The following is a 22,747-nucleotide window of genomic DNA, read 5'->3' on the forward strand; positions in this document are numbered from 1 at the left end:
GTACAAGAACAGGAAACAGGGGTTTAAAGCCGTGATCAAATCGGAACTCGTTCAGATTATCGCCAGCCGCAATCCGCATCTCTTTCAGCGCGATGTCGAAAACATCGTCGGCGCGGTTTTCGACGAGATCACCAATGCCCTCGCGGACGGTAACCGCGTCGAGTTGCGTGGCTTCGGCGCTTTCTCGGTCAAGAACCGCCCGGCCCGCAGCGGACGCAACCCGCGCACCGGCGAAACGGTGGACGTGGAAGAAAAGTGGGTTCCCTTCTTCAAGACCGGCAAGGAACTGCGCGACCGTCTCAACGGCGCCGTCTGATAGAAGATCATGCTGGCAAAACGTATCGTCGCAATTGTCATTCTGGTCCCGCTCGCGGTCATTCTGATCGCGCTGTCGGTTGCCAATCGTGCCACCACGATTTTGACGATCGATCCGTTCAATCCGGGCAATCCGGCCTTGTCCTACAGCGCGCCGCTGTTCATCTGGCTGTTTGGCGCGTTGCTGGTCGGCGTGGTGATCGGTTCGCTGGTCACCTGGCTAACCCAGGGCAAGCATCGCCGCAGAGCGCGTGATCGCAAGCTGGAAGCGACCCGTCTTCTCGAACGCGCCGAAGCCGCCGAAAGACGCAACACATCGGTGGCGAACTCCTGAAACGCCCGCCATTCTCAAGCCCGGAAGCAGAACTTCCGGGTTTTCCGGCCCTGAAAAGGCCCGCGCACGCGAAAGAACGTCGTTTCCCCCTTCCACACCGGCTTTGTTTATCCTACCTAGACCGCAATCATTGTGATTGGAGTTTCGGGTGAAAGCGCCAAAGGGAAAAGGCAAAAAGCCGTCGGGCGGCAAACAGGATCGCGGTTTCGACCGTGCGAAGCATGATGCGCCGCGTCATGAGAACAAGTTCGATTCTGCCAATCCGGGTAAAGGTTCGGCCTTCAAGAAGCCGCGCCCGCAATTTGCCAAGGCCGCGCCCAAGCCGGTAGCCACCGAAGAGCGCGAACGGGTTATCGCGCCGCTACGCGAAATCAAACCCTATACCGGCCCTCGCCCAGGCGAGAGATTGCCAGTCATCCTCGAAACCGAACCATCCGCCGATTATGCGCTGCTCGACAGCGGCAACGGGCTGAAGCTTGAGCAATACGGTCCTTACCGCATCGTTCGCCCGGAAGGTCAGGCGATCTGGCTCCCCAGCCTGCCGCAAAAGGAATGGGATCAGGCCGACGCGGTTTTCACCGGCAATACGGATGAAGAAGGCATTGGCCGCTGGGCGTTTCCCAAAGTGCCGCTCGGCGAAACATGGCCGATGCAGCATGACGGCATCTCCTTTCACGGTCGTTTCACCTCGTTTCGCCATGTCGGTGTGTTTCCCGAACAGGCCGCGCACTGGTCTTACATGGACGGCCTCATCCGCGACGGCGTAAAATCCGGGCGCAACGTGAAGGTGCTGAACTTGTTCGGCTATACGGGCGTTGCCTCGCTCGTTGCTGCCCGCGCCGGTGCGGAAGTCACCCATGTCGACGCTTCCAAGAAAGCCATTATCTGGGCGCGCGAAAACCAGGAAATGGCGGGGCTGTCGGATAAGCCGATCCGCTGGATCTGCGAAGACGCGATGAAATTCGTGGCGCGCGAAGAACGGCGCGGCAGTTTCTACGACATCATCCTGCTCGACCCGCCCGCTTACGGGCGTGGACCGAGCGGCGAGGTCTGGCAACTGTTCGAACACCTGCCCGCCATGGTCGATACGTGCCGCTCGATCCTGACACCGAAGCCGCTTGCCGTGATCCTGACCGCCTATTCGATCCGCGCATCCTTCTTCGCCATTCACGAACTGATGCGCGACCGGTTCACCGGCCTTGGCGGCACAGTCGAATCGGGCGAACTTATCCTGCGTGAACGTTCTGCCGGGCGCGCGCTTTCAACATCCATGTTCAGCCGCTGGGTAGCCAAATGAGCCGTAACGACGATTTTTCCAGAAACAGCGGTTCGCGCGGTGATCACTCATCGGGGCACTCTAAAGTTGGGCAGGTGAAGGAAGTCACCAGCCTGACCAACCCGATCGTCAAGGATCTGCGCTCGCTGGCATTGAAGAAATTCCGCGATCAGCAAGGCGTATTTCTGGCCGAAGGGCTGAAGCTCGTCATCGACGCACTGGAGCAGGACTGGCGCATCAAGACGCTGGTTTTCGCCAAATCCGGCAAGGGCAACAAAATGGTCGAGCAGGTTGCCGCCCGCACCTTCGCCAAGGGCGGACTGGTGCTGGAAGTGACCGAAAAGGTGATCGCCGCGATCACCCGCCGCGATAATCCGCAGGTGGTGGTTGGTGTTTTCGAACAGCAATACCAGTCGCTGGCAAGCCTCAAGCCGAAGCATAACGACGTCTATATCGCGCTCGACCGCGTGCGTGATCCGGGCAATCTCGGCACGGTCATCCGCACCGCCGATGCGGTTGGTGCGAAGGGCGTCATCCTGATTGGCGACACCACCGACCCCTATTCGCTGGAAACCGTGCGCGCCACCATGGGCTCGGTCTTTTCCGTACCGCTCTACAAGACGACGGAGAATGACTTTCTCAACTGGCGCAAGGGTTTCTCCGGGCTGATCGTCGGCACGCATTTGAAGGGCGCTGTCGATTACCGCACCATTCCTTATGCCAACAAGCCGGTCGTGCTGATGATGGGCAATGAGCAGCAGGGCCTGCCGGACAATCTCGCCAATGCATGCGACAAGCTCGCGCGCATTCCGCAGGCAGGCCGCGCCGACTCGCTCAATCTGGCAATCGCCACCGGTGTGATGCTCTATGAAATCCGCCGTGAGGCGCTCACCCTCGACGAAAGGGGATAATGATGAAGCGTCACGCGGTTCTGTCTTCGCTTCTCGTTGTCATTCTCACGGTTCTTATCGATCAGGGCGTCAAGCATCTGGTCGAAACCCGCATGGATTACGCCCAGCAGATCGACCTGCTGCCGTTTCTGGCCCTGTTTCGCACGCATAATGAAGGCATCGCGTTCTCGATGCTTGCCGGGCTGCACGACTGGGGTCTGGTGGCGATGACCGCTGCGGTCATCGTCTTCGTGCTCTATCTCTGGTGGACCAATGCGCAGGACCGCGTCTTTGCCCGCTATGGTTTTGCACTGGTGATCGGCGGCGCGCTTGGCAATCTGATCGACCGCGTGATGCACGGTTATGTCGTGGACTATATCCTGTTCCACCTGCCGACATGGTCTTTCGCCGTCTTCAATTTAGCCGACACCTTTATCACCATCGGTGCGGCACTGATCATTCTGGAAGAATTTCTCGGCTGGCGGCGCGAACGCGCTGCCCGTTGATAAGCTAATATGACGCCCAATTTGTTGCCGGGCGTGGGTAACTTGATCGTTATCGGGCTTTCGCATAACGTGAAGATCGTAATTTTAAAGCCATTTGAAGGGGATAAGCGGTACCCATCCGAAATGACACATTGGTGACACGCTTCTGTCATCCTCACGTAGCACTCGCTCTCTAGTACCACGGCAAGCCGCAGTTCATCTGTGCCGCCGTCCTACGAATGAGAAGGCCGATTTCACTGCTTAATCAGTGGGAAAAGGTTCAGGAATACGTGAATAGACAAATCAGGAGCGAATCATCATGACAGTACTGCTTGGAATGGGCCAGCAAATCATTGATGATACGGTCATGTCAGGCTTAGAAGCACAACAGGCGCTATTCGCAACCGGTGATGACCCGATCGTTCTCGGACGTATCGGCTCGCTCGAAGTGCGACTTGCAAACTCCCGTGAAGCCATTGAAGCCGCGCAGGAACTTCGTTTCCGCGTGTTCTTCGAAGAAATGGGCGCGCGCAAGGAATCCATCGAGGCCGTGGAGCTTCGCGATGCCGACCGTTTCGACACGATCTGCGATCACCTTCTCGTTTATGACACTGCCTTGCCAGTCCCTGAGCACAAGCAGATCGTCGGCACCTACCGGCTGATGCGCAGCGATCAGGCCGACAAGGCGCTCGGTTTCTACTCGGCGGATGAATATGACGTGCAGCGCCTGGCGCTGTCCCGCCCCAATCTCAACCTGCTCGAGCTTGGCCGCTCCTGCGTGAAGGCGGAATACCGTTCGAAGCGCACGGTCGAACTGCTGTGGCAGGGTGCATGGGCCTATTGCCGTCGCCATTCGATTGACGTGATCTTCGGCTGCGCCTCGTTCCATGGGCCGGTTCCTGCCGCCCATGCGCTTGGCCTGTCGTTCCTGCACCAGAACTGCCGCGCCACGCCGGATTGGGATGTGCGCGCACTGCCGCATCGCTATCAGCCAATGGACCTGATGCCGAAGGAAGCGATCAACAACAAGGTTGCGCTGTTCTCCATGCCACCGCTGGTCAAGGGCTATCTGCGCCTCGGCGCGATGATCGGCGACGGCGCAGTGATCGATGAAGCATTCGGCACGACCGACGTGTTCATCATTCTGCCGATCGAGCGCATCTCCAGCCGCTACATTACCTATTACGGCGCTGAAGCAAACCGCTTCGTGTAGTCTGTAGATATTCCGGTTCTGACGGCCTGCAAATGGCGCTGTTTTGCGCTTCCGGTGCTCATGTAACTTCCTTTGCCGCATAGCCTGATCCGAAAAGTCTGCAACTTTTCGGGACTATGCTTGGAAAGTACACTCCGCTCCGGGTCGCAAACATCACCATTTTCGGCTCGTCATAACCAGAATCTCAAACAGACTGGGGCGCCCTACCAGGCCAGAAACTCACGCCTTTCCGGCCAGTTCCTTCAGCTTGTAGATCAGGTCAAGCGCTTCACGCGGCGTCAGCTCGTCTGGGCTGATGCCTGCCACGGCCTTTGCCAGTTCGCTGTCCTTTGCCGATGCCTGCGGCTTCGGCTTTTCCTGCTGCAACACAACGGAAAACAGCGGCAGATCATCGATCAGCTTGTCGGCCTTGCCGGATGTTTCACCAGCTTCAAGCTGATGCAGCACATCGCGCGCGCGGTTGACGACTGCTTCCGGCAGACCGGCCAGCCGCGCAACCTGCACGCCATAAGACCGGTCGGCAGCGCCTTTGGCCACTTCATGCAGGAAGACGACATCATTGTCCCATTCCTTGACCCGCATGGTGACATTGGAAAGCCGCTCCAGCTTTTCCGACAGCGCCGTCATTTCGTGGAAATGCGTGGCGAATAAAGCGCGGCAGCGGTTCTTTTCATGCAGATATTCAACCGCAGCCCAGGCAATGGAAAGCCCGTCGAAGGTCGCGGTGCCACGACCGATCTCGTCGAGAATGACCAGCGAACGCTCGCCGGCCTGATTGAGGATCGCCGCCGTTTCCACCATTTCGACCATGAAGGTCGAGCGTCCCCGCGCCAGATCGTCAGAAGCGCCAACGCGGCTGAACAGCCGGTCCACAACGCCGATCTGTGCCGCACCCGCAGGCACGAATGAGCCCATCTGGGCAAGGATCGCAATCAGCGCGTTCTGGCGCAGGAAAGTCGACTTACCGCCCATATTCGGACCGGTCAGCAGCCAGATTGCGCCATTGCCGCCGTCCTTTTGCGGTGAAAGATCGCAATCATTGGCAACGAACGGATTGGCTGCCTGACGACGCAACGCCTGTTCCACCACCGGATGACGACCCGCCACAATATTGAAGGACAGGCTGTCATCAACCAGTGGGCGGCAATAGCCCTGCTCGTCCGCAAGCACGGCAAGCGCTGCCGAAACATCAAATACTGAAAGGGCGGCTGCGGCTGCGCGGATGCTGTCGGCATGGGAAACGGCTTCCGCCGTCAGCTCTTCGAAGATCGCCAGTTCAATCGACAGCGCACGGTCGGCAGCATTGGCGATCTTGCTTTCAAGCGCGGCGAGTTCCGTTGTCGTGAAGCGCATGGCATTGGCCATGGTCTGGCGATGGATGAAGCGGCCCTTGGCGGCATCCGTATCGGTCATCGCACCCGAATTATTCGCTGTCACTTCGATGAAATAGCCAAGCACATTATTGTGCTTGATCTTCAGCGACTTGATGCCGGTTTCCTCAATATAGTCGGCCTGCAAGCCCGCAATCACACGGCGGGACTGGTCGCGCAAGGCGCGCATTTCGTCGAGTTCCGTGTTGTAGCCCTCGCGCACGAAACCGCCGTCACGCTTCAACAGCGGCAACTCGTCGGCCAGCGCCCGGTCGATATGTGCCGCGAAAGCCGCAGGCATGGCTTCAAGCGCATCCCGCGCCGCGCCCAACTCTTCCGGCAGAAGCGAACCTTCCAGCAAAGAGGCCAGCGTGCCCGCCGCCTCAAACCCGCGTTGCAAAGCACCCAGATCACGCGGACCGCCACGCCCCACCGCCAGACGCGACAGCGCGCGCGGCATATCCGGCACACCTTTCAGCTCGCGTCGCAGCGCATCGCAAAGCGTCTGCTCGCTGAGAAAAAACGACACGGAATCAAGCCGCATCGCAATTGCCTTGGGATCGGTCAGCGGTGCGGTCAAGCGCTCGGCCAGAAGCCGCGCACCACCCCCGGTGACAGTGCGGTCCACCGCCTTGAGCAAGCCGCCATCGCGGTTACCCGACATGGTGCGAACCAGTTCCAGACTGGCGCGCGTTGCCGGATCGATGAAGATCGTGCCGCCTTCATGCTCGCGCTCGGGCCGCATCAGCGGCGGGCGCTCGGCAATCTGGGTCTTTTCGATATAGGCGATGGCGCCGGAAATGGCCGACAGTTCCGAGCGGCTGAACTGGCCGAAACCGTCCAGCGTCGCCACATCGTAATAACGCTGGATGCGCGCCTGCGCGGCAGCGCTATCGAACAGGGTTGCGGGTTGCGGCGATACCGCCTTGCCGATCAGATCGAAAGACGGGCGCAGTTCAGGATCGTGAAACGCCGTATCCGCCACCACCAGTTCGCGCGGATCAACGCGCATGATATCGGCAAAAAGCCGTTCTTCTGTCGTTTCGGCAACGCGGAATGTGCCCGTCGAAATGTCGATCCAGGCCAGCGCCAGCGCCCCATCGCCCTTGGTGCGACCGAGCGCCATCAGGAAATTGGCCTCGGAGGGATCAAGCAGCTTTTCCTCGGTGAGCGTGCCGGGTGTCACCAGACGGATGACGTCGCGGCGCACCACGGATTTCGAACCGCGCTTCTTTGCTTCCGCCGGATCTTCGACCTGTTCGCAGACGGCGACGCGATAGCCCTTGGCGATGAGCTTTTGCAGGTAATCATCGGCAGCATGGACCGGGACACCGCACATGGGAATGTCTTCGCCCAGATGTTTGCCGCGCTTGGTCAGTGTGATGCCGAGGGCTGCCGAAGCCTCCACAGCATCGTCGAAGAACAGTTCGTAGAAATCGCCCATGCGATAGAACAGGAGCGAATCAACATTCGCCGCCTTGATCTCGATATACTGCTCCATCATGGGTGTGAGGCGAACAACCGTTTCCTGCGCGGTATTTTCTTCCGCTTCCGGCTTATCGTTTTCGCCCCGCACGTCCATGCCATAAAACCTTCTTTTATTGCGCGTATTACGCGATCAAAGTCATTAAATTACAGATCACATCGTTTTTGAATGAAGAACTATTCCAAAAAGCGCTGTTTACACATTTCCAGACTGGCGCTATCGAATGCGACCGCACAAGATTCCGGAGGGAACATGCCAGTCTCTACGCCGAAGGGCAACACGCCAGAACGCACACCCACAGCCAGTGAGAAAGAAGCGCTCGACTTTCACGCGCAGGGCCGCCCAGGCAAGCTGGAAATCAACCCCACCAAGCCCATGACCACGCAGCGCGACCTGTCGCTCGCCTATTCGCCGGGCGTCGCCGTGCCGGTCAAGGCCATCGCGGAAGATGCCGCGCGCGCTTATGATTATACGGCCAAGGGCAATCTCGTCGCCGTCATTTCCAACGGCACAGCCATTCTCGGCCTCGGCAATCTCGGCGCACTGGCGTCGAAGCCGGTCATGGAAGGCAAGGCCGTTTTGTTCAAGCGCTTTGCCGATGTCGATTCCATCGACCTTGAAGTCGATACGACCGACATCGACGCCTTCATCAATGCTGTGCGCTATCTTGGACCATCCTTCGGCGGCATCAATCTGGAAGACATCAAGGCGCCCGACTGCTTCATCATTGAGCAGCGCCTGCGCGAACTGATGGACATTCCGGTTTTCCACGACGACCAGCACGGCACCGCGATCATCGCTGCCGCCGGTCTGATCAATTCGCTGCATCTGACCGGACGCGACATGAAGACGACCAAGCTCGTCTGCAATGGCGCGGGTTCGGCGGGTATCGCTTGTATCGAACTGATCAAGGCCATGGGCTTTGCGCCGGAAAACATCATCCTGTGCGACACCAAGGGCGTCGTCTATCAGGGCCGTGAAGAAGGCATGAACCAGTGGAAATCGGCGCATGCGGTGAAGACCGACCGCCGTTCGCTGACTGACGCGCTGAAGGATGCCGATGTGTTCTTCGGCCTCTCCGCCAAGGGCGCCCTGACCGAAGAAATGGTGCGCGCCATGGCGCCAAACCCGATCATCTTCGCGATGGCCAATCCCGACCCGGAAATCACCCCGGAAGAAGTCGCCCGCATTCGCGATGATGCCATCGTCGCCACCGGTCGCTCGGACTATCCGAACCAGGTCAACAATGTGCTTGGCTTCCCCTATATTTTCCGCGGCGCGCTCGATGTGCGCGCCACGACCATCAACGATGCGATGAAGATCGCCGCCGTCAATGCGCTGGCCGAACTTGCCCGCGAAGACGTGCCGGACGATGTGGTCGCCGCCTATCAGGGCAGCCGTCCGCGCTTCGGCCCGAGCTACATCATTCCGGTGCCATTCGATCCGCGTCTGCTTGCCTCGGTTTCCGCAGCCGTTGCCAAGGCCGCGATTGAAACCGGCGTTGCAGGCCACATCATCACCGACATCGAAGGCTACAAGCGTGAATTGTCGGCGCGTCGCGACCCGATCGCCTCGACGCTACGCGGCATTTACGAGCGCGTGCGCCGCCAGCCAAAGCGTATCGTCTTTGCCGAAGGTGAAGAAGAACAGGTCATGCGCGCCGCTGTTTCCTATGTGAATCAGGGCTTGGGCACAGCCATTCTCGTCGGTCGCGACGAGCGCATCAAGGAAACCGCCAAAGCCGCCGGTATGGATATCGAGCGCCCCGGCATCGAGATCATCAATGCGCGTCTGTCCAGCCGCAATTCGGCCTATGCCGACTATCTCTATGAGAAATTGCAGCGCAAGGGCTATCTGACCCGCGATTGCCATCGCCTCATCAACAATGACCGCAATCATTTTGCGGCCTGCATGGTGGCGCTGGGCGATGCCGACGGCATGGTGACGGGCGTGACCCGCAATTATGCTACCGGCCTCGACGATGTGCGCCGCGTGGTCGATTCCAAGCCAGGCCATCGCGTGGTCGGCGTGTCCATCGCGCTCTGCCGCGGTCGCACCGTGTTCATCGCGGATACCGCCGTGCACGAGAAGCCAACAGCAGACGAGCTTGCCGATATTGCTGTGGAAGCCGCAGGCATGGCGCGCCGCATGGGCTATGTTCCGCGCGTTGCACTCACCGCCTTCTCGACCTTCGGCCATATGGGCGGCGAAACCTCTGCCCGTATTCAGGAAGCAGTGCGCATTCTCCATACCCGTCATGTCGATTTCGAATTCGACGGTGAGATGAGCGCTGATGTGGCGCTGAACCCGAAGCTGATGGAACAATATCCGTTCATCCGCCTGTCGGGCCCGGCCAATGTCATCGTGACCCCTGACAATCACTCGGCATCCATTGCCGCCGACATGCTGCAGGAACTGGGCGGCGCGACCATTATCGGCCCGCTGCTGGTCGGTCTCGACAAGCCGGCACAGATCGTCAGCATCGGAGCCAAGGATTCCGATATCGTCAATATGGCGGCCATCGCCGCCTATAATGCGACGAACTAAATATTAGAAATGATGCATGAGAAGGCCGGGGAAACCCGGCCTTTGCTTTTGCATATTCATCCTGTTTAAAAGCGGTTATACGTTATCGCCGTCACCGCAATTCCTTTCCCGAAAAGCCGGACCTGCAAGCCGCATGAGCGCACACGACCTGAAGCTGGAAGAGATCGTCAATCCCGATACGCTCCGTCGCAAGCTCAACGAGCTGGCGGATTCGACCGACGAAAGTTACACGAGCCTTCCGGTGCGCAAGGTGGTGTTGCAGGCGCTGAAAGATGCGCTGGTGCGCGGTCGCGCCAATGCGGAAGGCCTGTTGATGAAGGACGGCGGCGGCACGCTCTGCGCGCGACGCCTCTCCTATCTCATGGACACGCTGATCGAGGTGCTGTTCGAATTTGCCACCACCAAGGTCTATCCGATGGTCAATCCGTCCAAGGCGGAAAACATGGCCATCGTCGCGGTCGGCGGCTACGGACGCAACGGACTGGCGCCGGGTTCCGACATCGATCTCCTGTTCCTGCTGCCCTACAAGCAGACCCCGTGGGGCGAGCAGGTCGTCGAATATATGCTCTATATGCTCTGGGACATGGGGCTGAAAGTCGGCCACTCCACGCGCAATATCGATGAATGCATCCGCCTGTCGCGCGAAGACATGACGATCCGCACCGCCATTCTCGATGCGCGTTTTCTTACCGGCAACAAGGATCTGTTCACCGCGCTCGTCACCCGCTTCGATGAGGAAATCGTCAAGGATACCGGGCCGGAATTCATTCAGGCCAAGCTTGCCGAGCGCGACGAACGCCACCGCAAGGCGGGCGAAACGCGCTATCTGGTGGAGCCGAATGTCAAGGAAGGCAAAGGCGGCCAGCGCGACCTGCATACGCTGTTCTGGATCGCCAAATATTTCTACCGTGTCAAAACCAAGGAAGAGCTGGTCAAGCTCGGCGTGCTGTCGCGTGCCGAATTGCGCATTTTCAACAAGGCGGAAGATTTTCTTTGGGCCGTGCGCTGCCACATGCATTTTGCGACGCTGAAAGCGGAAGAGCGCCTCTCCTTCGACATTCAGCCGGAAATCGCCCAGCGCCTCGGCTATACCGCGCATCCCGGCCAGAACCATGTCGAACGCTTCATGAAGCACTACTTCCTCGTGGCGAAGGATGTGGGCGACCTGACCCGCATCATCTGCGCCGCACTCGAGGAGCAGCAGGCCAAGCATGTGCCGGGCTTCAACCGCATTTTCCTCACCTTTTCGCGCCGCAAGCGCAAGCTTTCGACGGATGGCTATTTCGTCTCCGAAAATCACCGCATCAACACGGCGCGCCCCGACGTGTTTTCGGAAGACCCGGTCAATATCATCCGCATCTTCCAGCTCGCCGACAAGCATGGGCTGGAATTTCACCCGGAAGCGATGCAGCAGCTCACCCGCTCGCTGAAACTCATCAATGGCGATCTGCGCGAGAACCCCGAAGCCAACAAGCTTTTCCTCGACGTTCTGACATCGCCGCGCAATCCCGAACTGATCCTGCGCCGCATGAACGAATCCGGCGTGCTTGGCAAGTTCATTCCGGATTTCGGCAAGATTGTCGCCATGATGCAGTTCAACATGTATCACCACTATACCGTGGACGAGCATCTGCTGCGCTGCATTGCCGTTCTGTCGGAAATTGAGCATGGCGAACTGGAAAACGAGCATCCGCTTTCCAACCATCTGATCACCACGATCAAGCGTGACCGCAACCTGCTCTATGTGGCGCTTCTCCTGCACGATATCGCCAAGGGACGCCCGGAAGATCATTCGATTGCCGGGGCGCGCATAGCCCGCAGGCTTTGCCCGCGCTTCGGCCTCACCCCTTCCGAGACGGAAACCGTGGAATGGCTGGTGCGCGAGCATCTGACCATGAGCATGGTGGCCCAGTCGCGCGATCTCAACGACCGCAAGACGATCATCGACTTTGGCGATACGGTGCAGACGATGGAACGGCTGAAGCTGCTGCTGATCCTGACTGTTTGCGACATCAAGGCGGTTGGCCCCGGCGTCTGGAACGGCTGGAAGGGCCAGCTTCTGCGCACGCTTTTCTATGAAACCGAACTGGTGCTGACCGGCGGTTTCTCCGAGCTTTCGCGCGCCGACCGCGACCGGCAAGCCCGTGAAGCACTGGCCGAAAAGCTTGCCGACTGGCCAGCCGCCGAGCGCGACGCCTATCTTGGCCTGCATTACATCAACTATTTCCTGACCGTCAGCCTCGACGATCAGGTGCGCCATGCGCATTTCATCCGCGAAGCCGACCGGGAAGGTCGCGCGCTTGCCACCATGGCCAAGCCGCAGAGCTTCGAGGCCGTGACGGAAATCACCGTTCTGGCGCCCGATCACCCGCGCCTGTTGTCGATCATCACCGGCGCTTGTGCTGCCGCAGGCGGCAATATTGTCGATGCTCAGATCTTCACCACCGGTGACGGACGTGCGCTCGATACGATCCTGATCAGCCGCGAATTCGATCTCGACGAGGATGAACGCCGCCGCGCCGAACGCGTGGGCAAGGTGATCGAAGACGTGCTTTCCGGCAAGGCGCATCTGCCCGATGTGCTGGCCAAGCGCACCAAGCCGAAAAAGAACGCCAAGGCCTTCACCGTGGAGCCGCGTGTCGAGATCAACAACACGCTGTCGAACAAGTTCTCGGTCATCGAAGTGGAAGGGCTGGACCGTCCCGGCCTGTTGTCGGAACTGACCGGCCTCATTTCTGACCTGTCGCTGGATATTGCTTCGGCGCATATCACGACCTTCGGTGAAAAGGTCATCGACAGTTTTTATGTAACGGACCTCGTGGGTCACAAGATTTCCAACGCCACCCGCCAGGGCAATATCCGGCGCAAGGTTCTTGCACTGCTCAGCGGCGAAAACGGCAGCAAGGCCAATGGCCGCTCGTCGCAGGCTGCAGCATAAGTTAGGTTTCTCAAAAGCATGAGTCTGGTCAAAAAGTTCGCCACGGTGGCATCCGGCACGCTGATGAGCCGCATATTCGGCTTCACACGCGAGATGTTCATGGCGGCAGCGCTCGGCACCGGCCCGGTGGCCGATGCCTTCAACGCAGCATTCCGCTTTCCGAACACGTTCCGGAGATTGTTTGCCGAAGGCGCATTCAACTCCGCTTTCGTGCCGCTTTTCGCCAAGGAAATCGAAAAGAACGGCATGGACGGCGCCCGCCGCTTCTCCGAAGAAGTGTTCGGCGTGTTGTTCACGGTGCTGCTGTTCATCACCATCGTGATGGAACTTTCAATGCCATTCATCGTACGCACCGTCATTGCGCCGGGCTTCATGGACGATCCGGTCAAGTTCGACAATACGGTGCGGCTCGCCACTATCATGTTCCCCTATCTCGCCTGCATGTCGCTGGCGGCCATGATGGGCGGCATGCTCAATTCGCTGCACCGCTATTTTGCAGCGGCGATAGCGCCGGTTTTCCTCAACATCATCCTAATCGGCGTGCTGGCGCTGGCCTGGTGGCGCGGCTACGACGCGCTGGCCGTGGGCTATGGCCTGTCCTGGGGCGTCATGGCGGCAGGTCTGGTGCAGCTTGCCATCGTCTGGCTTGCGGTGCGCAATGCAGGCATCAAGATCGGCTTCCGCCGCCCGCGCCTGACGTCCAACGTCAAGCGACTGCTGGTGCTGGCCCTGCCTGCCGCGATTACCGGCGGCATCACGCAGATCAACCTGCTCATCAACACCAATATCGCTTCCGGCATGGAAGGCGCGGTTTCCTCGCTGGTCTATGCCGACCGCATCTATCAGCTGCCGCTGGGCGTGGTGGGCATTGCGGTTGCCACCGTATTACTGCCGGAGCTGTCGCGCGCCTTGCGTGGCGGCCACATGAAGGAAGCATCGAACCTGCAAAACCGGTCGGTCGAGTTCACGTTGTTTCTCACATTACCCGCAGCGGCAGCGCTTCTCGTCATGTCGGAACCCATCGTGCGGCTGTTGTTCGAACGCGGCAAATTCAGCCCGGATTCTACAATCGTGGTTTCCAATATTCTGGCGATTTACGGTCTCGGCCTGCCCGCTTTCGTGCTGATCAAGGCGTTCATTCCGGGCTTCTTTGCCCGCGAGGATACGCGCACGCCGATGATCTTCGCGGCCATTTCCGTTGCCGTGAATGTCTCGCTTGCGGTCACGCTGTTCCCGCGCCTCGGCCCGACCGGCATCGCCACGGCAGAAATCGTGGCTGGCTGGGTCAATGCCGTTCTGCTCTTTGCAACGCTGGTGAAGCGCGGCCATTGGGGGCAGGATATTCCGCTTCTCACCCGCATCCCGCGCCTGTTGATCGCGGCGGGCGTGATGGCATTCGGCATTCATTATGCCATCGGCCATTTCGCCTATGAGCTTTCTTCCGCCGCTCCTTTTGCGGTTCGGGCCGGTACGGTCTGCGCCATGGTGGTTGCCGCGATGATCGTCTATTTCGGCCTCGCCTTCGGTCTCGGCGGTGCAAATACCGGCATGATCCGTCGCAATGTCAAACGCGGCGCGGTCAAGAAAGAGCCCGAGAGTGACGCATAATTGTCCTTGAAACGCCTCTTCGTCTCTGCGAAAACACGCCCCATCGTCAAAGCCCCCTGCTCTCCACCGGCAGGGGAGTTTACGCCCCGCATTTCCGAACGCGAAACCGGTACCCACTTTCGCTGGAAATGCTTTTTTTAGGAAACAGCCATGAGCACGTTCAAACCGCTTATCTTCTCCGGCGTCCAACCGACCGGAAATCTTCACCTCGGCAATTATCTGGGGGCGATCAAGCGGTGGGTAGAGGTCCAGAAGACCGAGGAATGCATCTATTGCGTCGTGGACATGCACGCGCTGACCGTGTCGCCCGACCCGGCTGAACTGCTGCAATCTACCCGTGAAGTGACGGCGGCGTTTCTGGCTTCGGGCATCGATCCGAAGAAGAGCATCGTCTTCAACCAGAGCCGCGTCATGCAGCATGCGGAACTCGCCTGGGTGTTCAACTGCATTGCCCGCATCGGCTGGATGAGCCGCATGACGCAGTTCAAGGACAAGGCCGGCAAGGACCGCGAAAATGCTTCGCTCGGCCTCTTTGCCTATCCGAGCCTGATGGCTGCCGACATTCTGCTCTATCGCGCCACCGCCGTGCCGGTTGGCGAAGACCAGAAGCAGCATCTCGAACTCACACGCGATATCGCGCAAAAATTCAATAACGACTATTCGGACCGTATCGCATCGCTTGGTATCGGCGTGGATATGCAGGTGGGCGACGAGAAGGTTTCGGGCTTCTTCCCGCTGACCGAACCGATGATTTCAGGCCCGGCCATGCGCATCATGTCGCTGCGCGACGGCACCAAGAAAATGTCGAAATCCGATCCGTCCGACCTGTCGCGCATCAATCTGATCGACGACGAAGACACGATCACCAAGAAGATCCGCAAGGCCAAGACCGATTCCGATGGCCTGCCGTCGGAACTAGACGGTCTGTCCGGTCGTCCGGAAGCGGACAATCTGGTCGGCATCTATGCCGCTCTCGCTTCGCAGTCGAAGGAAGATATCCTCGGCGAATTTGGCGGACGTCAGTTCTCGGAATTCAAGGCGGCATTGGCCGAACTGGCTGTGACCAAGCTTTCGCCGATCACCCATGAAATGCGCCGTCTGGTGGCCGATCCGGCCCATATCGACAGCGTTCTGCGTGATGGCGGCGAGCGCGCAGGCGTTCTCGCCGAGAAGACGATGCGCGATGTGCGCGACATCATCGGCTGGTTGCAGAACTGATTTCAATTCAGACACTAAGGGCGACCGCTTTTTTGCGGTCGCCCTAATCTTCATTTTTGCTTTGACGCACATCTTATCCGAAAACCGTTTCACACTTTTCGGGATGCGCTTAGAAAAAACGCCTGTCGTTTACGGTCACAGCAAACAATGCTGGCTTGCGGGCGGCCAATCCTGATGGCAAATTGCGCCCATGGTATCCAAACGACTGAGCCGGGAATCCGGTCACCGACGCAAATTTCTAGCCGTCATCGACGAAACGCCTGAATGCGGGCGCGCCGTCGCCTATGCCGCACGCCGTGCCAAAAACACGAGCGGCTCGCTTATTCTACTATTCGTTATCGATGACTCCGATTTCCAGCAAATTTTGGGCGTTGGCGAAATCATGCGATCCGAAGCGCAGGATCGAGCACGATCCGCGTTGGAAAAATTCGCCGCTGTTGTGCGCGAAGATCAGGGCATCGAACCCGAACTGAGCATCCGTGAAGGCCAGACAGCCGAAGAGCTGCTCAGCCTGATCGAGGAGGATCAGGATATCGCTATTCTGGTTCTTGCTGCCGGTTCCGGCAAGGAAGGCCCCGGCCCTCTTGTTCAATCGCTCGCTGGCCGCGCCCAGTTTCCCATCCCCGTCACCGTGGTTCCCGCAGGGTTGACCGATGACGACATTGATGCGGTGACCTGACACAACAGTTGCATTCTTCGTGATGCCGGGCTGCAAAGAGCAATTTCCGGCGCTCCGGTGCTCGCAAATCACCCTTTTCGCCAGCGCCTGACGAATTTGCAACTGCCGTGCAATCACCCTATATTGATAGTAACTGAAACGCGCCTGAGAGCGACAGCCCTTGTTTCCGCGCAGTTTCGCGATTATTAGAACAGTTCCAAAATTGAAAGCGGAGAACTGGCATGTTCATCCAGACTGAAACCACGCCCAATCCGGCGACCCTGAAGTTTCTGCCCGGCAAGGTGGTCATGCCGGAAGGCACCGCCGATTTCCGCGATGCTGCAACCGCAGGCAACACGTCGCCGCTGGCGGCCAAGCTGTTTGCCGTTCCTGGCGTTACCGGCGTTTTCTTCGGCTATGACTTCATCACCGTCACCAAGGACGATGGCGAATGGCAGCACCTGAAGCCTGCGATCCTCGGCACGATCATGGAACATTTCATGTCGGGCGCTTCGGCAATGGCTGGCAATGCCAATGCAGATGCCGCCGCCGCACATGGCGATGAAGAGTTCTTCGATGAGGCCGATACCGAGATCGTCGAAACCATCAAGGAACTGATCGAAACCCGCGTTCGCCCTGCCGTTGCGCAGGATGGCGGCGACATCACCTTCCGTGGCTTCGAAAACCGCACCGTGTTCCTCAATATGAAGGGCGCATGCTCCGGCTGCCCGTCTTCGACTGCGACGCTGAAGCACGGCATCCAGAACCTGCTCCGCCACTTCGTTCCGGAAGTCCAGCAGGTTGAACAGATCTGATTGATTTCAAAATCTGAGAATCAGGAAAGACGCCGGATCATCAGTCCGGCGTTTTTTTATGTAATCGCGGGAATGAGGGTCGTCAGCCCCCTGCCAATGCAGGCATGGGCGCATATCGTATATTTCACATAAGCGATATAACCGCACATATCATGTACCAAACTATGGTGATTGCGGTATTATTTAAAAAGTATAGATTCATTCATGTTTCAAGAATGAGGACATGATGTTTCATATACCTATAAGTTGCTCAGATGTAGAAGAGCTTCCGGATGCATGCATACACATCATGAAATCAATTTCAAATACCATTCTGCTTTATGCAGATACATTACCCGCATTGCTCTGAAAATAGACTTTAAATTATTTGAAAATAATTTCGGCGATACACGATCACCACTTTAATGTCGTGTATCGCCGATATTGTATTATTTACTGCTTCACGATGACCTTTGCACCCTGTTCAGCGCGATCATAGAGATCGATGATGTCCTGATTCATCAGACGGATGCAGCCCGACGACATGGCCTTGCCAATGGTCCACCATTCCGGCGTTCCGTGCAGACGGTAGCCAGTGTCGCCGCCCTTGTTGAACAGATAGAGCGCACGCGCGCCAAGCGGGTTCTTGAGGCCCGGATCCATGCCATTGCGGAACTTTGCCAGTTCCGGCTGACGCTTGATCATTTCGGATGGCGGCGTCCAGGTCGGCCATTCGCGCTTCATAGCAATGCGGGCCGTGCCCGACCAGCCAAAACCTTCGCGTCCAACGCCGATGCCGTAGCGCATCGCCTTGCCATCCGGCATAACGTAGTAGAGGAACTTTTCGGGGGTATCGACGATGATCGTGCCAGGGGCCTCATCCGTCTGATACTTCACGATCTGGCGACGATACTGCGATGGTATCTTTTCGCTCGGAATGGCAGGAACAACATAGCCAGCATCGGTAACCGACGAGTAAGAGGCCGTGTAGAACGTTCCGCCGACAGTAGAGCAGCCAGCAAGTGCGCCTGCAAGAAAAAGTGCCGTCGTCAGCTTAAGGACGCGAGAATTCATACATTCCCCCAAGGTAGAATCAAATGTGCCGTCAAAAGGAGCGAATCGCCCATTCATGCTTGAAGATGCGGCAGTATTGTTAACTGTGCGTTAACCGTAAATTGAAAAGTTCTTTATTAGGCCATTTTTTTGCCTTCTTTGGCCTTGTTTCACCCGCGAATACTGGAAAAACGCCACAAAGAATCGCGTGTTTTCAGTTGTTTCGCCCTGCAACCGCACGCAAAATGCGGCCATGCCAATCGTGATTCCCAACCAGACCCATCCCCTGTCCGACGGACGGCAATCGGACAACGCCATGCTTGTACGCCGTGGTGTGCAGCGCCTGTTTCTGGATATGGGGCTTGCGACCTTGCCCGAACTGCCGCTCGCATCGGGCCGCCGCGCCGACCTCATCGCGGTCAGCCGCAAGGGTGAAATCTGGATTGTCGAGATCAAGTCGTCCATCGAGGACTGGAAGGCCGACCGCAAATGGCCGGAATATCGCGACTATTGCGACCGGCTGTTTTTCGCCACCCATCCGGCGGTACCCCGCGAGATTTTTCCGGAGGAATGCGGCTTCATTCTCTCCGACGGCTACGGTGCGGAAATCATGCGCGATGCGCCCGAACACAAGCTGGCAGGCGCAACACGCAAGGCGCTGATGCTTCGCTTTGCCCGCGCAGGCGCGGCACGCCTGACCTATGCGGAGCTTTCCGGACTGGAAATGCCAGGCGGCGATTTTTAAAGCGCATCCCGAAAAGGGTGAAACGGTTTTCGGAGAAGATGCGCGCTAAAACAAAGAATTAGAGCGCTTTTCGATTTGATGCAATCAGATCGAAAAGCGCTCTAATCAAACAAAAGCGGGGAAACCGATGTGGTTTCCCCGCTCTCAAATGTTTGTTTTTGCCGGTTACTGGCGCGAACGGCTGCGGCTGATCGCGATGATTGCGATGAGCGAAATCAGCACCGTCACCAGCAGATAGGCTGCAACCGCATGCCAGCTGCCTTCATATTTGGCGAGCAGCCAGGTGGCGATCAGCGGAGCAGTACCGCCAGCCAAAGCAGCACCCAGCTGATAGCCAAGCGTGATGCCGGTATAGCGCACCTTGGTGGCAAAGATTTCCGACGACAGCGTGCCCAGAACGGCGGTGATCGGCGACCAGAGAACGCCGAAGCTGATAACCGTTGCCAGCGTCAGGCCCCAGACGGTCTTTGTGTCGAGTAGCATGAAGTAAGGAATGATGAACAGGCCGAGCAGCACGCAACCAACGACATAGACCGTCTTGCGGCCCACATAGTCGGAAACCAGACCCATGGTCGGGATCAGAACCGAAGCGACCAGCGCACCAATCATCACGGCATTCAGCGCCGCGCTCTTGTCGAAGCCGAGCGTGCTCACCGCATAGCTCACCACGAAAGTGGAGAAGATATAGAACGGTGCGGTTTCCACGACCTTCAGGCCAGCGGCGATCAGCACTTCGCGCCAATGGTTCTGGAGCGTTTCAACCAGCGGCATCTTGGCGACATTACCGCTTTCCTTCGCCTGCTTGAATTCCGGCGTTTCATCAAGGCCGTTACGGATCCACAGGCCAAGGAAAACCAGACCGGCGCTCAGCACGAACGGAACGCGCCAGCCCCATGCCATGAAGGATTCATCCGGCAGGGTCACCATCAGGCTGACCGAAAGCGTGGCCAGCAACATGCCGATGGTCACACCGACCTGCGGAACACTGCCGAAGAAGCCCTTGCGGTTGGCGGGCGCATATTCATAAGCCAGCAGCAGGGCGCCGCCCCACTCGCCGCCAATGCCGAGCCCCTGCACCATGCGCAGCAGGATCAGCAGAATGGGAGCCCAGACGCCAATATGTTCATAGGTCGGCAGCAAGCCGATGAGAACCGTAGCGCCGCCCATCAGCGACAGCGTGATGACCAGCGTCTTCTTGCGACCGATGCGGTCACCGATATGCGCGAAAATCACGCCGCCCAGCGGACGGATGAAGAAGGTCAGCGAAAACGACAGATAGGACAACATCAACCCGACGACGGGGTCGAAATTAGGAAAGAACAGCTTGTTGAAAACAAGTGCGGCTGCAGTGCCGTAGAGAAAATAATCGAACCATTCGATAGAACTGCCAGTCAAACTGGCGATAAGCGCGCGCCGGCGAGCGGCCGCGCTTGAAGATGCATCAATATGAGCAGTCATGTGTTGCCTTGAATGTTAGATAGCGCATTCGGGCCCAAGAGAACTAGGCCTGCGGCCAGGAAAGCGCAGTATTCTCCTCCGAATAGCCCTAGGTGCCTTATTATTATAGATTTTTATATTCAACTTTAGATTAATCCCCTAAGAATGAATCGTAATACAGTGAAATTGCCTTAAAATTTGCGATATATAAAAAAATCCAGCAAAACCACATGGCTTTACTGGATTTTTCACTAAGTTAAGAAACTACTAAACTTTCAATACAAGCCGCCAGAAGCCGGATTGCTTCCCGTCACACTTAGCGCGGAGCGCGCTTGGCGAGGATACGCTGCAAGGTGCGGCGATGCATGTTGAGGCGGCGTGCGGTTTCGGAAACATTGCGCTCGCACATTTCGTAGACGCGCTGGATATGCTCCCAGCGAACACGATCGGCGGACATCGGGTTTTCCGGCGGCGCGACCTTCTCGCCCGGACGGCGGGTCAGGGCGGCGAAGACTTCATCCGCATCGGCGGGTTTCGACAAATAATCAATAGCGCCGAGCTTTACCGCATTCACTGCGGTGGCGATATTGCCATAACCAGTGAGGACGATGGCGCGCGTATCGGAACGGCGCAGGCGAATGGCTTCGATGACGTCGAGACCGTTGCCATCTCCCAGCCGCATATCCACCACGGCATAGGCGGGTGCTGCTGCCTTGGCGGCGGCGATGCCTTCTTCAACCGATTCCGCTGTGGTCACCTGGAAGCCCCGGCTTTCCATGGCGCGCGCCAGGCGTTGCAAGAAAGGTTTGTCGTCATCAACCAGAAGAAGGGTGGGATCGTTGCCTATGGCTTCGCTGTCTTCCTGCTTCAAGTCGTCCATCGGGTGCTTCCTGCCTGTATTTTTGATCCCTTATTGATACCCCTGCGTCAAAAAGTCAAATAGCCATTGAATCGTTGAAGCAATTTCTACGGCTCCGAATTTTGCGCGAGACTATAAATCATTGTATTTGATTAATAATTCTAAAAGACAACACAAGAAGTTGAGCAAAAACAAATTTGAAAAGAGGTTTCGCGTTACACCCTCGTGAAGGTTGAACGCGCCCAAACCACTTTGACTTCGGCCCCCTGCCCCGGATTGCTTCGATTACGGAATGCAATCTGTGCGCCGGAACGCTCCAGCAAGGTTTTTGCAATGAACAGCCCGAGACCAAGCCCCCCGCCATTGCGGGTATTGTCGCGGCTGGTCATGTAGGGCTCGCCAATGCGGTCGAGGATTTCCGGCTTGAAGCCTTCGCCGTCGTCCTGAATAGTCACGCTGACCTGATTATCCGTCCAGCCCCAGGTGACGCTGACATTGCCGCGTGCGAAATCGACCGCGTTTTCCACCAGATTGCCGAGACCATAAAGCAGGCCGGGATTGCGCCGCGTGACCGGCTCCGGCTTTGGCCCTTCCACTTTCTGGACATCAATGACCACACCGAAATTGCGGTGCGGTGCAATCACCTCCTCAATCAGCGAGGACAGTGGCAGACGTGACATGTGCTCCTCGTTTTCCGAGGAGAGGCTGGTCAGCCGTTGCAGGATTTCGCGGCAGCGCTGCGTCTGCGAATGCAACAGCGCAATATCTTCCCCAAGCCCCGTATCAACCGGATTTTTGGCATAGGAACGCTGCATTTCCTTCACCACCAGCGCAATGGTGGCAAGCGGCGTTCCCAACTCATGGGCGGCAGCAGCGGCGAGGCCATCGAGAGCCGTCAGGTGCTGTTCTCGCTGGAGAATGAGTTCCGCAGCGCTCAAAGCATCGCCCAGCTGGCGCGCTTCTTCTGCAATGCGATAGGCATAGACGCCGGTAAAGCCCAGTGCTGATGTGATGGCGCACCAGATGCCGATCACAAACAGGAAAGGCAGGTTCAGCTCTTGACCCGGATACCAGGGCAGCGGTTCATGCCGGATGGAAAGCACAGAGGTGCAGGCCACGACCAGCAGAGCCAGCGCCAGCGTGTGCCGGGCGGAGAGCGAAGTGGCCGAAATGATGACCGGCACGATCATCAGGATGACGAAGGGGTTTTGCAGCCCGCCGGTGAGATAAAGCAGGCCCGCCAGTTGCAGAATATCGAAGGCCAGCACGAGGCTTGCCGCTTCCGGGTTCAACCGGTGATTGGTCGGGAAGCGAAAGGCCAGATAGAGATTGAGCCATGCCGAGCAGGCAATCAGCGCAAAACAGATACCGACTGCAAACGGAAATTGCAGATAGAGCGCCACCAGCATGACGGCTGCCGTCTGCCCGGCGATGGCGAGCCAGCGCACGCGAACCAGCGTGGTCAATCGCGGGCGACGCGAAAGATTGGAAGCGCGATTTTCGAATTCTGCGTGCATAGTC

18 protein-coding genes are annotated in these 22,747 nt (G+C 58.0%); 13 read left to right on the forward strand and 5 right to left on the reverse strand.

Features of this window, described 5'->3' with window-relative positions; genetic code table 11:
* Positions 1-31: 31 nt before the first annotated feature.
* From FGI60_RS03030 to FGI60_RS03055, 6 genes are all read left to right on the forward strand, one after another.
* The gene (locus tag FGI60_RS03030) at positions 32-316 is read left to right on the forward strand and encodes an integration host factor subunit beta (RefSeq protein ID WP_061344837.1); all 285 of its coding nucleotides are present in this window, start codon (positions 32-34) and stop codon (positions 314-316) included.
* A 9-nt stretch (positions 317-325) separates the two neighbouring features.
* Positions 326-649 carry a lipopolysaccharide assembly protein LapA domain-containing protein gene (locus tag FGI60_RS03035; protein WP_138783901.1) on the forward strand — a complete coding sequence of 108 codons (324 nt, stop codon included), beginning with the start codon at positions 326-328 and terminating at the stop codon, positions 647-649.
* A gap of 148 nt (positions 650-797) precedes the next feature.
* Positions 798-1,946, forward strand: coding sequence for a class I SAM-dependent methyltransferase (locus FGI60_RS03040; protein ID WP_138783902.1), 1,149 nt, complete (start codon positions 798-800; stop codon positions 1,944-1,946).
* Entirely contained in the window at positions 1,943-2,836 is an 894-nt protein-coding gene (locus FGI60_RS03045; protein ID WP_138783903.1) for a TrmH family RNA methyltransferase, read from the forward strand. The genes FGI60_RS03040 and FGI60_RS03045 overlap by 4 nt, the downstream gene beginning before the upstream one ends.
* A gap of 2 nt (positions 2,837-2,838) precedes the next feature.
* On the forward strand, positions 2,839-3,321 hold the full coding sequence (lspA, locus tag FGI60_RS03050) for a signal peptidase II (protein WP_138784225.1): 483 nt from the start codon (positions 2,839-2,841) through the stop codon (positions 3,319-3,321).
* 298 nt (positions 3,322-3,619) lie between these two features.
* The gene (locus FGI60_RS03055) at positions 3,620-4,513 is read left to right on the forward strand and encodes a GNAT family N-acetyltransferase (protein ID WP_171058688.1); all 894 of its coding nucleotides are present in this window, start codon (positions 3,620-3,622) and stop codon (positions 4,511-4,513) included.
* Between the two features lie 219 nt (positions 4,514-4,732).
* Here FGI60_RS03055 and mutS read toward each other — a convergent pair whose 3' ends face one another.
* Positions 4,733-7,465, reverse strand: a complete 2,733-nt coding sequence (mutS, locus tag FGI60_RS03060) for a DNA mismatch repair protein MutS (protein ID WP_138783904.1) — start codon at positions 7,463-7,465, stop codon at positions 4,733-4,735.
* Between the two features lie 156 nt (positions 7,466-7,621).
* Here mutS and FGI60_RS03065 point away from each other — a divergent pair, with 156 nt between their 5' ends.
* The 6 genes from FGI60_RS03065 to FGI60_RS03090 all read left to right on the forward strand — a co-directional run bounded on the left by FGI60_RS03065 (position 7,622) and on the right by FGI60_RS03090 (position 17,153).
* Positions 7,622-9,916, forward strand: a complete 2,295-nt coding sequence (locus tag FGI60_RS03065; protein WP_138783905.1) for an NADP-dependent malic enzyme — start codon at positions 7,622-7,624, stop codon at positions 9,914-9,916.
* Between the two features lie 133 nt (positions 9,917-10,049).
* Positions 10,050-12,854 carry a [protein-PII] uridylyltransferase gene (locus FGI60_RS03070; RefSeq protein WP_138783906.1) on the forward strand — a complete coding sequence of 935 codons (2,805 nt, stop codon included), beginning with the start codon at positions 10,050-10,052 and terminating at the stop codon, positions 12,852-12,854.
* Between the two features lie 18 nt (positions 12,855-12,872).
* Positions 12,873-14,462 (forward strand): murein biosynthesis integral membrane protein MurJ, encoded by a 1,590-nt coding sequence (gene murJ / locus FGI60_RS03075; RefSeq protein ID WP_138783907.1) that lies wholly within the window; start codon positions 12,873-12,875, stop codon positions 14,460-14,462.
* 150 nt (positions 14,463-14,612) lie between these two features.
* Positions 14,613-15,680 carry a tryptophan--tRNA ligase gene (gene trpS, locus FGI60_RS03080; RefSeq protein WP_078339704.1) on the forward strand — a complete coding sequence of 356 codons (1,068 nt, stop codon included), beginning with the start codon at positions 14,613-14,615 and terminating at the stop codon, positions 15,678-15,680.
* 190 nt (positions 15,681-15,870) lie between these two features.
* On the forward strand, positions 15,871-16,359 hold the full coding sequence (locus FGI60_RS03085; protein ID WP_078339652.1) for a universal stress protein: 489 nt from the start codon (positions 15,871-15,873) through the stop codon (positions 16,357-16,359).
* 221 nt (positions 16,360-16,580) lie between these two features.
* On the forward strand, positions 16,581-17,153 hold the full coding sequence (locus FGI60_RS03090) for a NifU family protein (RefSeq protein WP_138783908.1): 573 nt from the start codon (positions 16,581-16,583) through the stop codon (positions 17,151-17,153).
* Positions 17,154-17,585: 432 nt separating this feature from the next.
* Here the strand turns inward: FGI60_RS03090 and FGI60_RS03095 are convergent, their stop codons facing one another.
* Positions 17,586-18,206, reverse strand: a complete 621-nt coding sequence (locus FGI60_RS03095; RefSeq protein ID WP_138783909.1) for a L,D-transpeptidase — start codon at positions 18,204-18,206, stop codon at positions 17,586-17,588.
* 232 nt (positions 18,207-18,438) lie between these two features.
* Between FGI60_RS03095 and FGI60_RS03100 the strand changes: the two genes are divergently transcribed.
* Positions 18,439-18,930: an MmcB family DNA repair protein gene (locus FGI60_RS03100; RefSeq protein ID WP_138783910.1), complete on the forward strand. Its 492-nt coding sequence runs from the start codon at positions 18,439-18,441 to the stop codon at positions 18,928-18,930.
* A 165-nt stretch (positions 18,931-19,095) separates the two neighbouring features.
* On the opposite strand, the gene FGI60_RS03105 is transcribed toward FGI60_RS03100, so the two are convergent.
* The 3 genes from FGI60_RS03105 to FGI60_RS03115 form a co-directional block, all read right to left on the reverse strand.
* Complete coding sequence (locus FGI60_RS03105; protein ID WP_078339655.1) at positions 19,096-20,388, reverse strand: MFS transporter; 1,293 nt, start codon at positions 20,386-20,388, stop codon at positions 19,096-19,098.
* Between the two features lie 295 nt (positions 20,389-20,683).
* The gene (regA, locus tag FGI60_RS03110; protein WP_078339656.1) at positions 20,684-21,247 is read right to left on the reverse strand and encodes a global response regulator transcription factor RegA; all 564 of its coding nucleotides are present in this window, start codon (positions 21,245-21,247) and stop codon (positions 20,684-20,686) included.
* Positions 21,248-21,441: 194 nt separating this feature from the next.
* Positions 21,442-22,743 (reverse strand): ActS/PrrB/RegB family redox-sensitive histidine kinase, encoded by a 1,302-nt coding sequence (locus FGI60_RS03115; protein ID WP_138783911.1) that lies wholly within the window; start codon positions 22,741-22,743, stop codon positions 21,442-21,444.
* Between the last annotated feature and the right edge of the window lie 4 nt (positions 22,744-22,747).

It is taken from the genome of Brucella haematophila (assembly GCF_005938105.1).
GTDB lineage: Bacteria > Pseudomonadota > Alphaproteobacteria > Rhizobiales > Rhizobiaceae > Brucella > Brucella haematophila.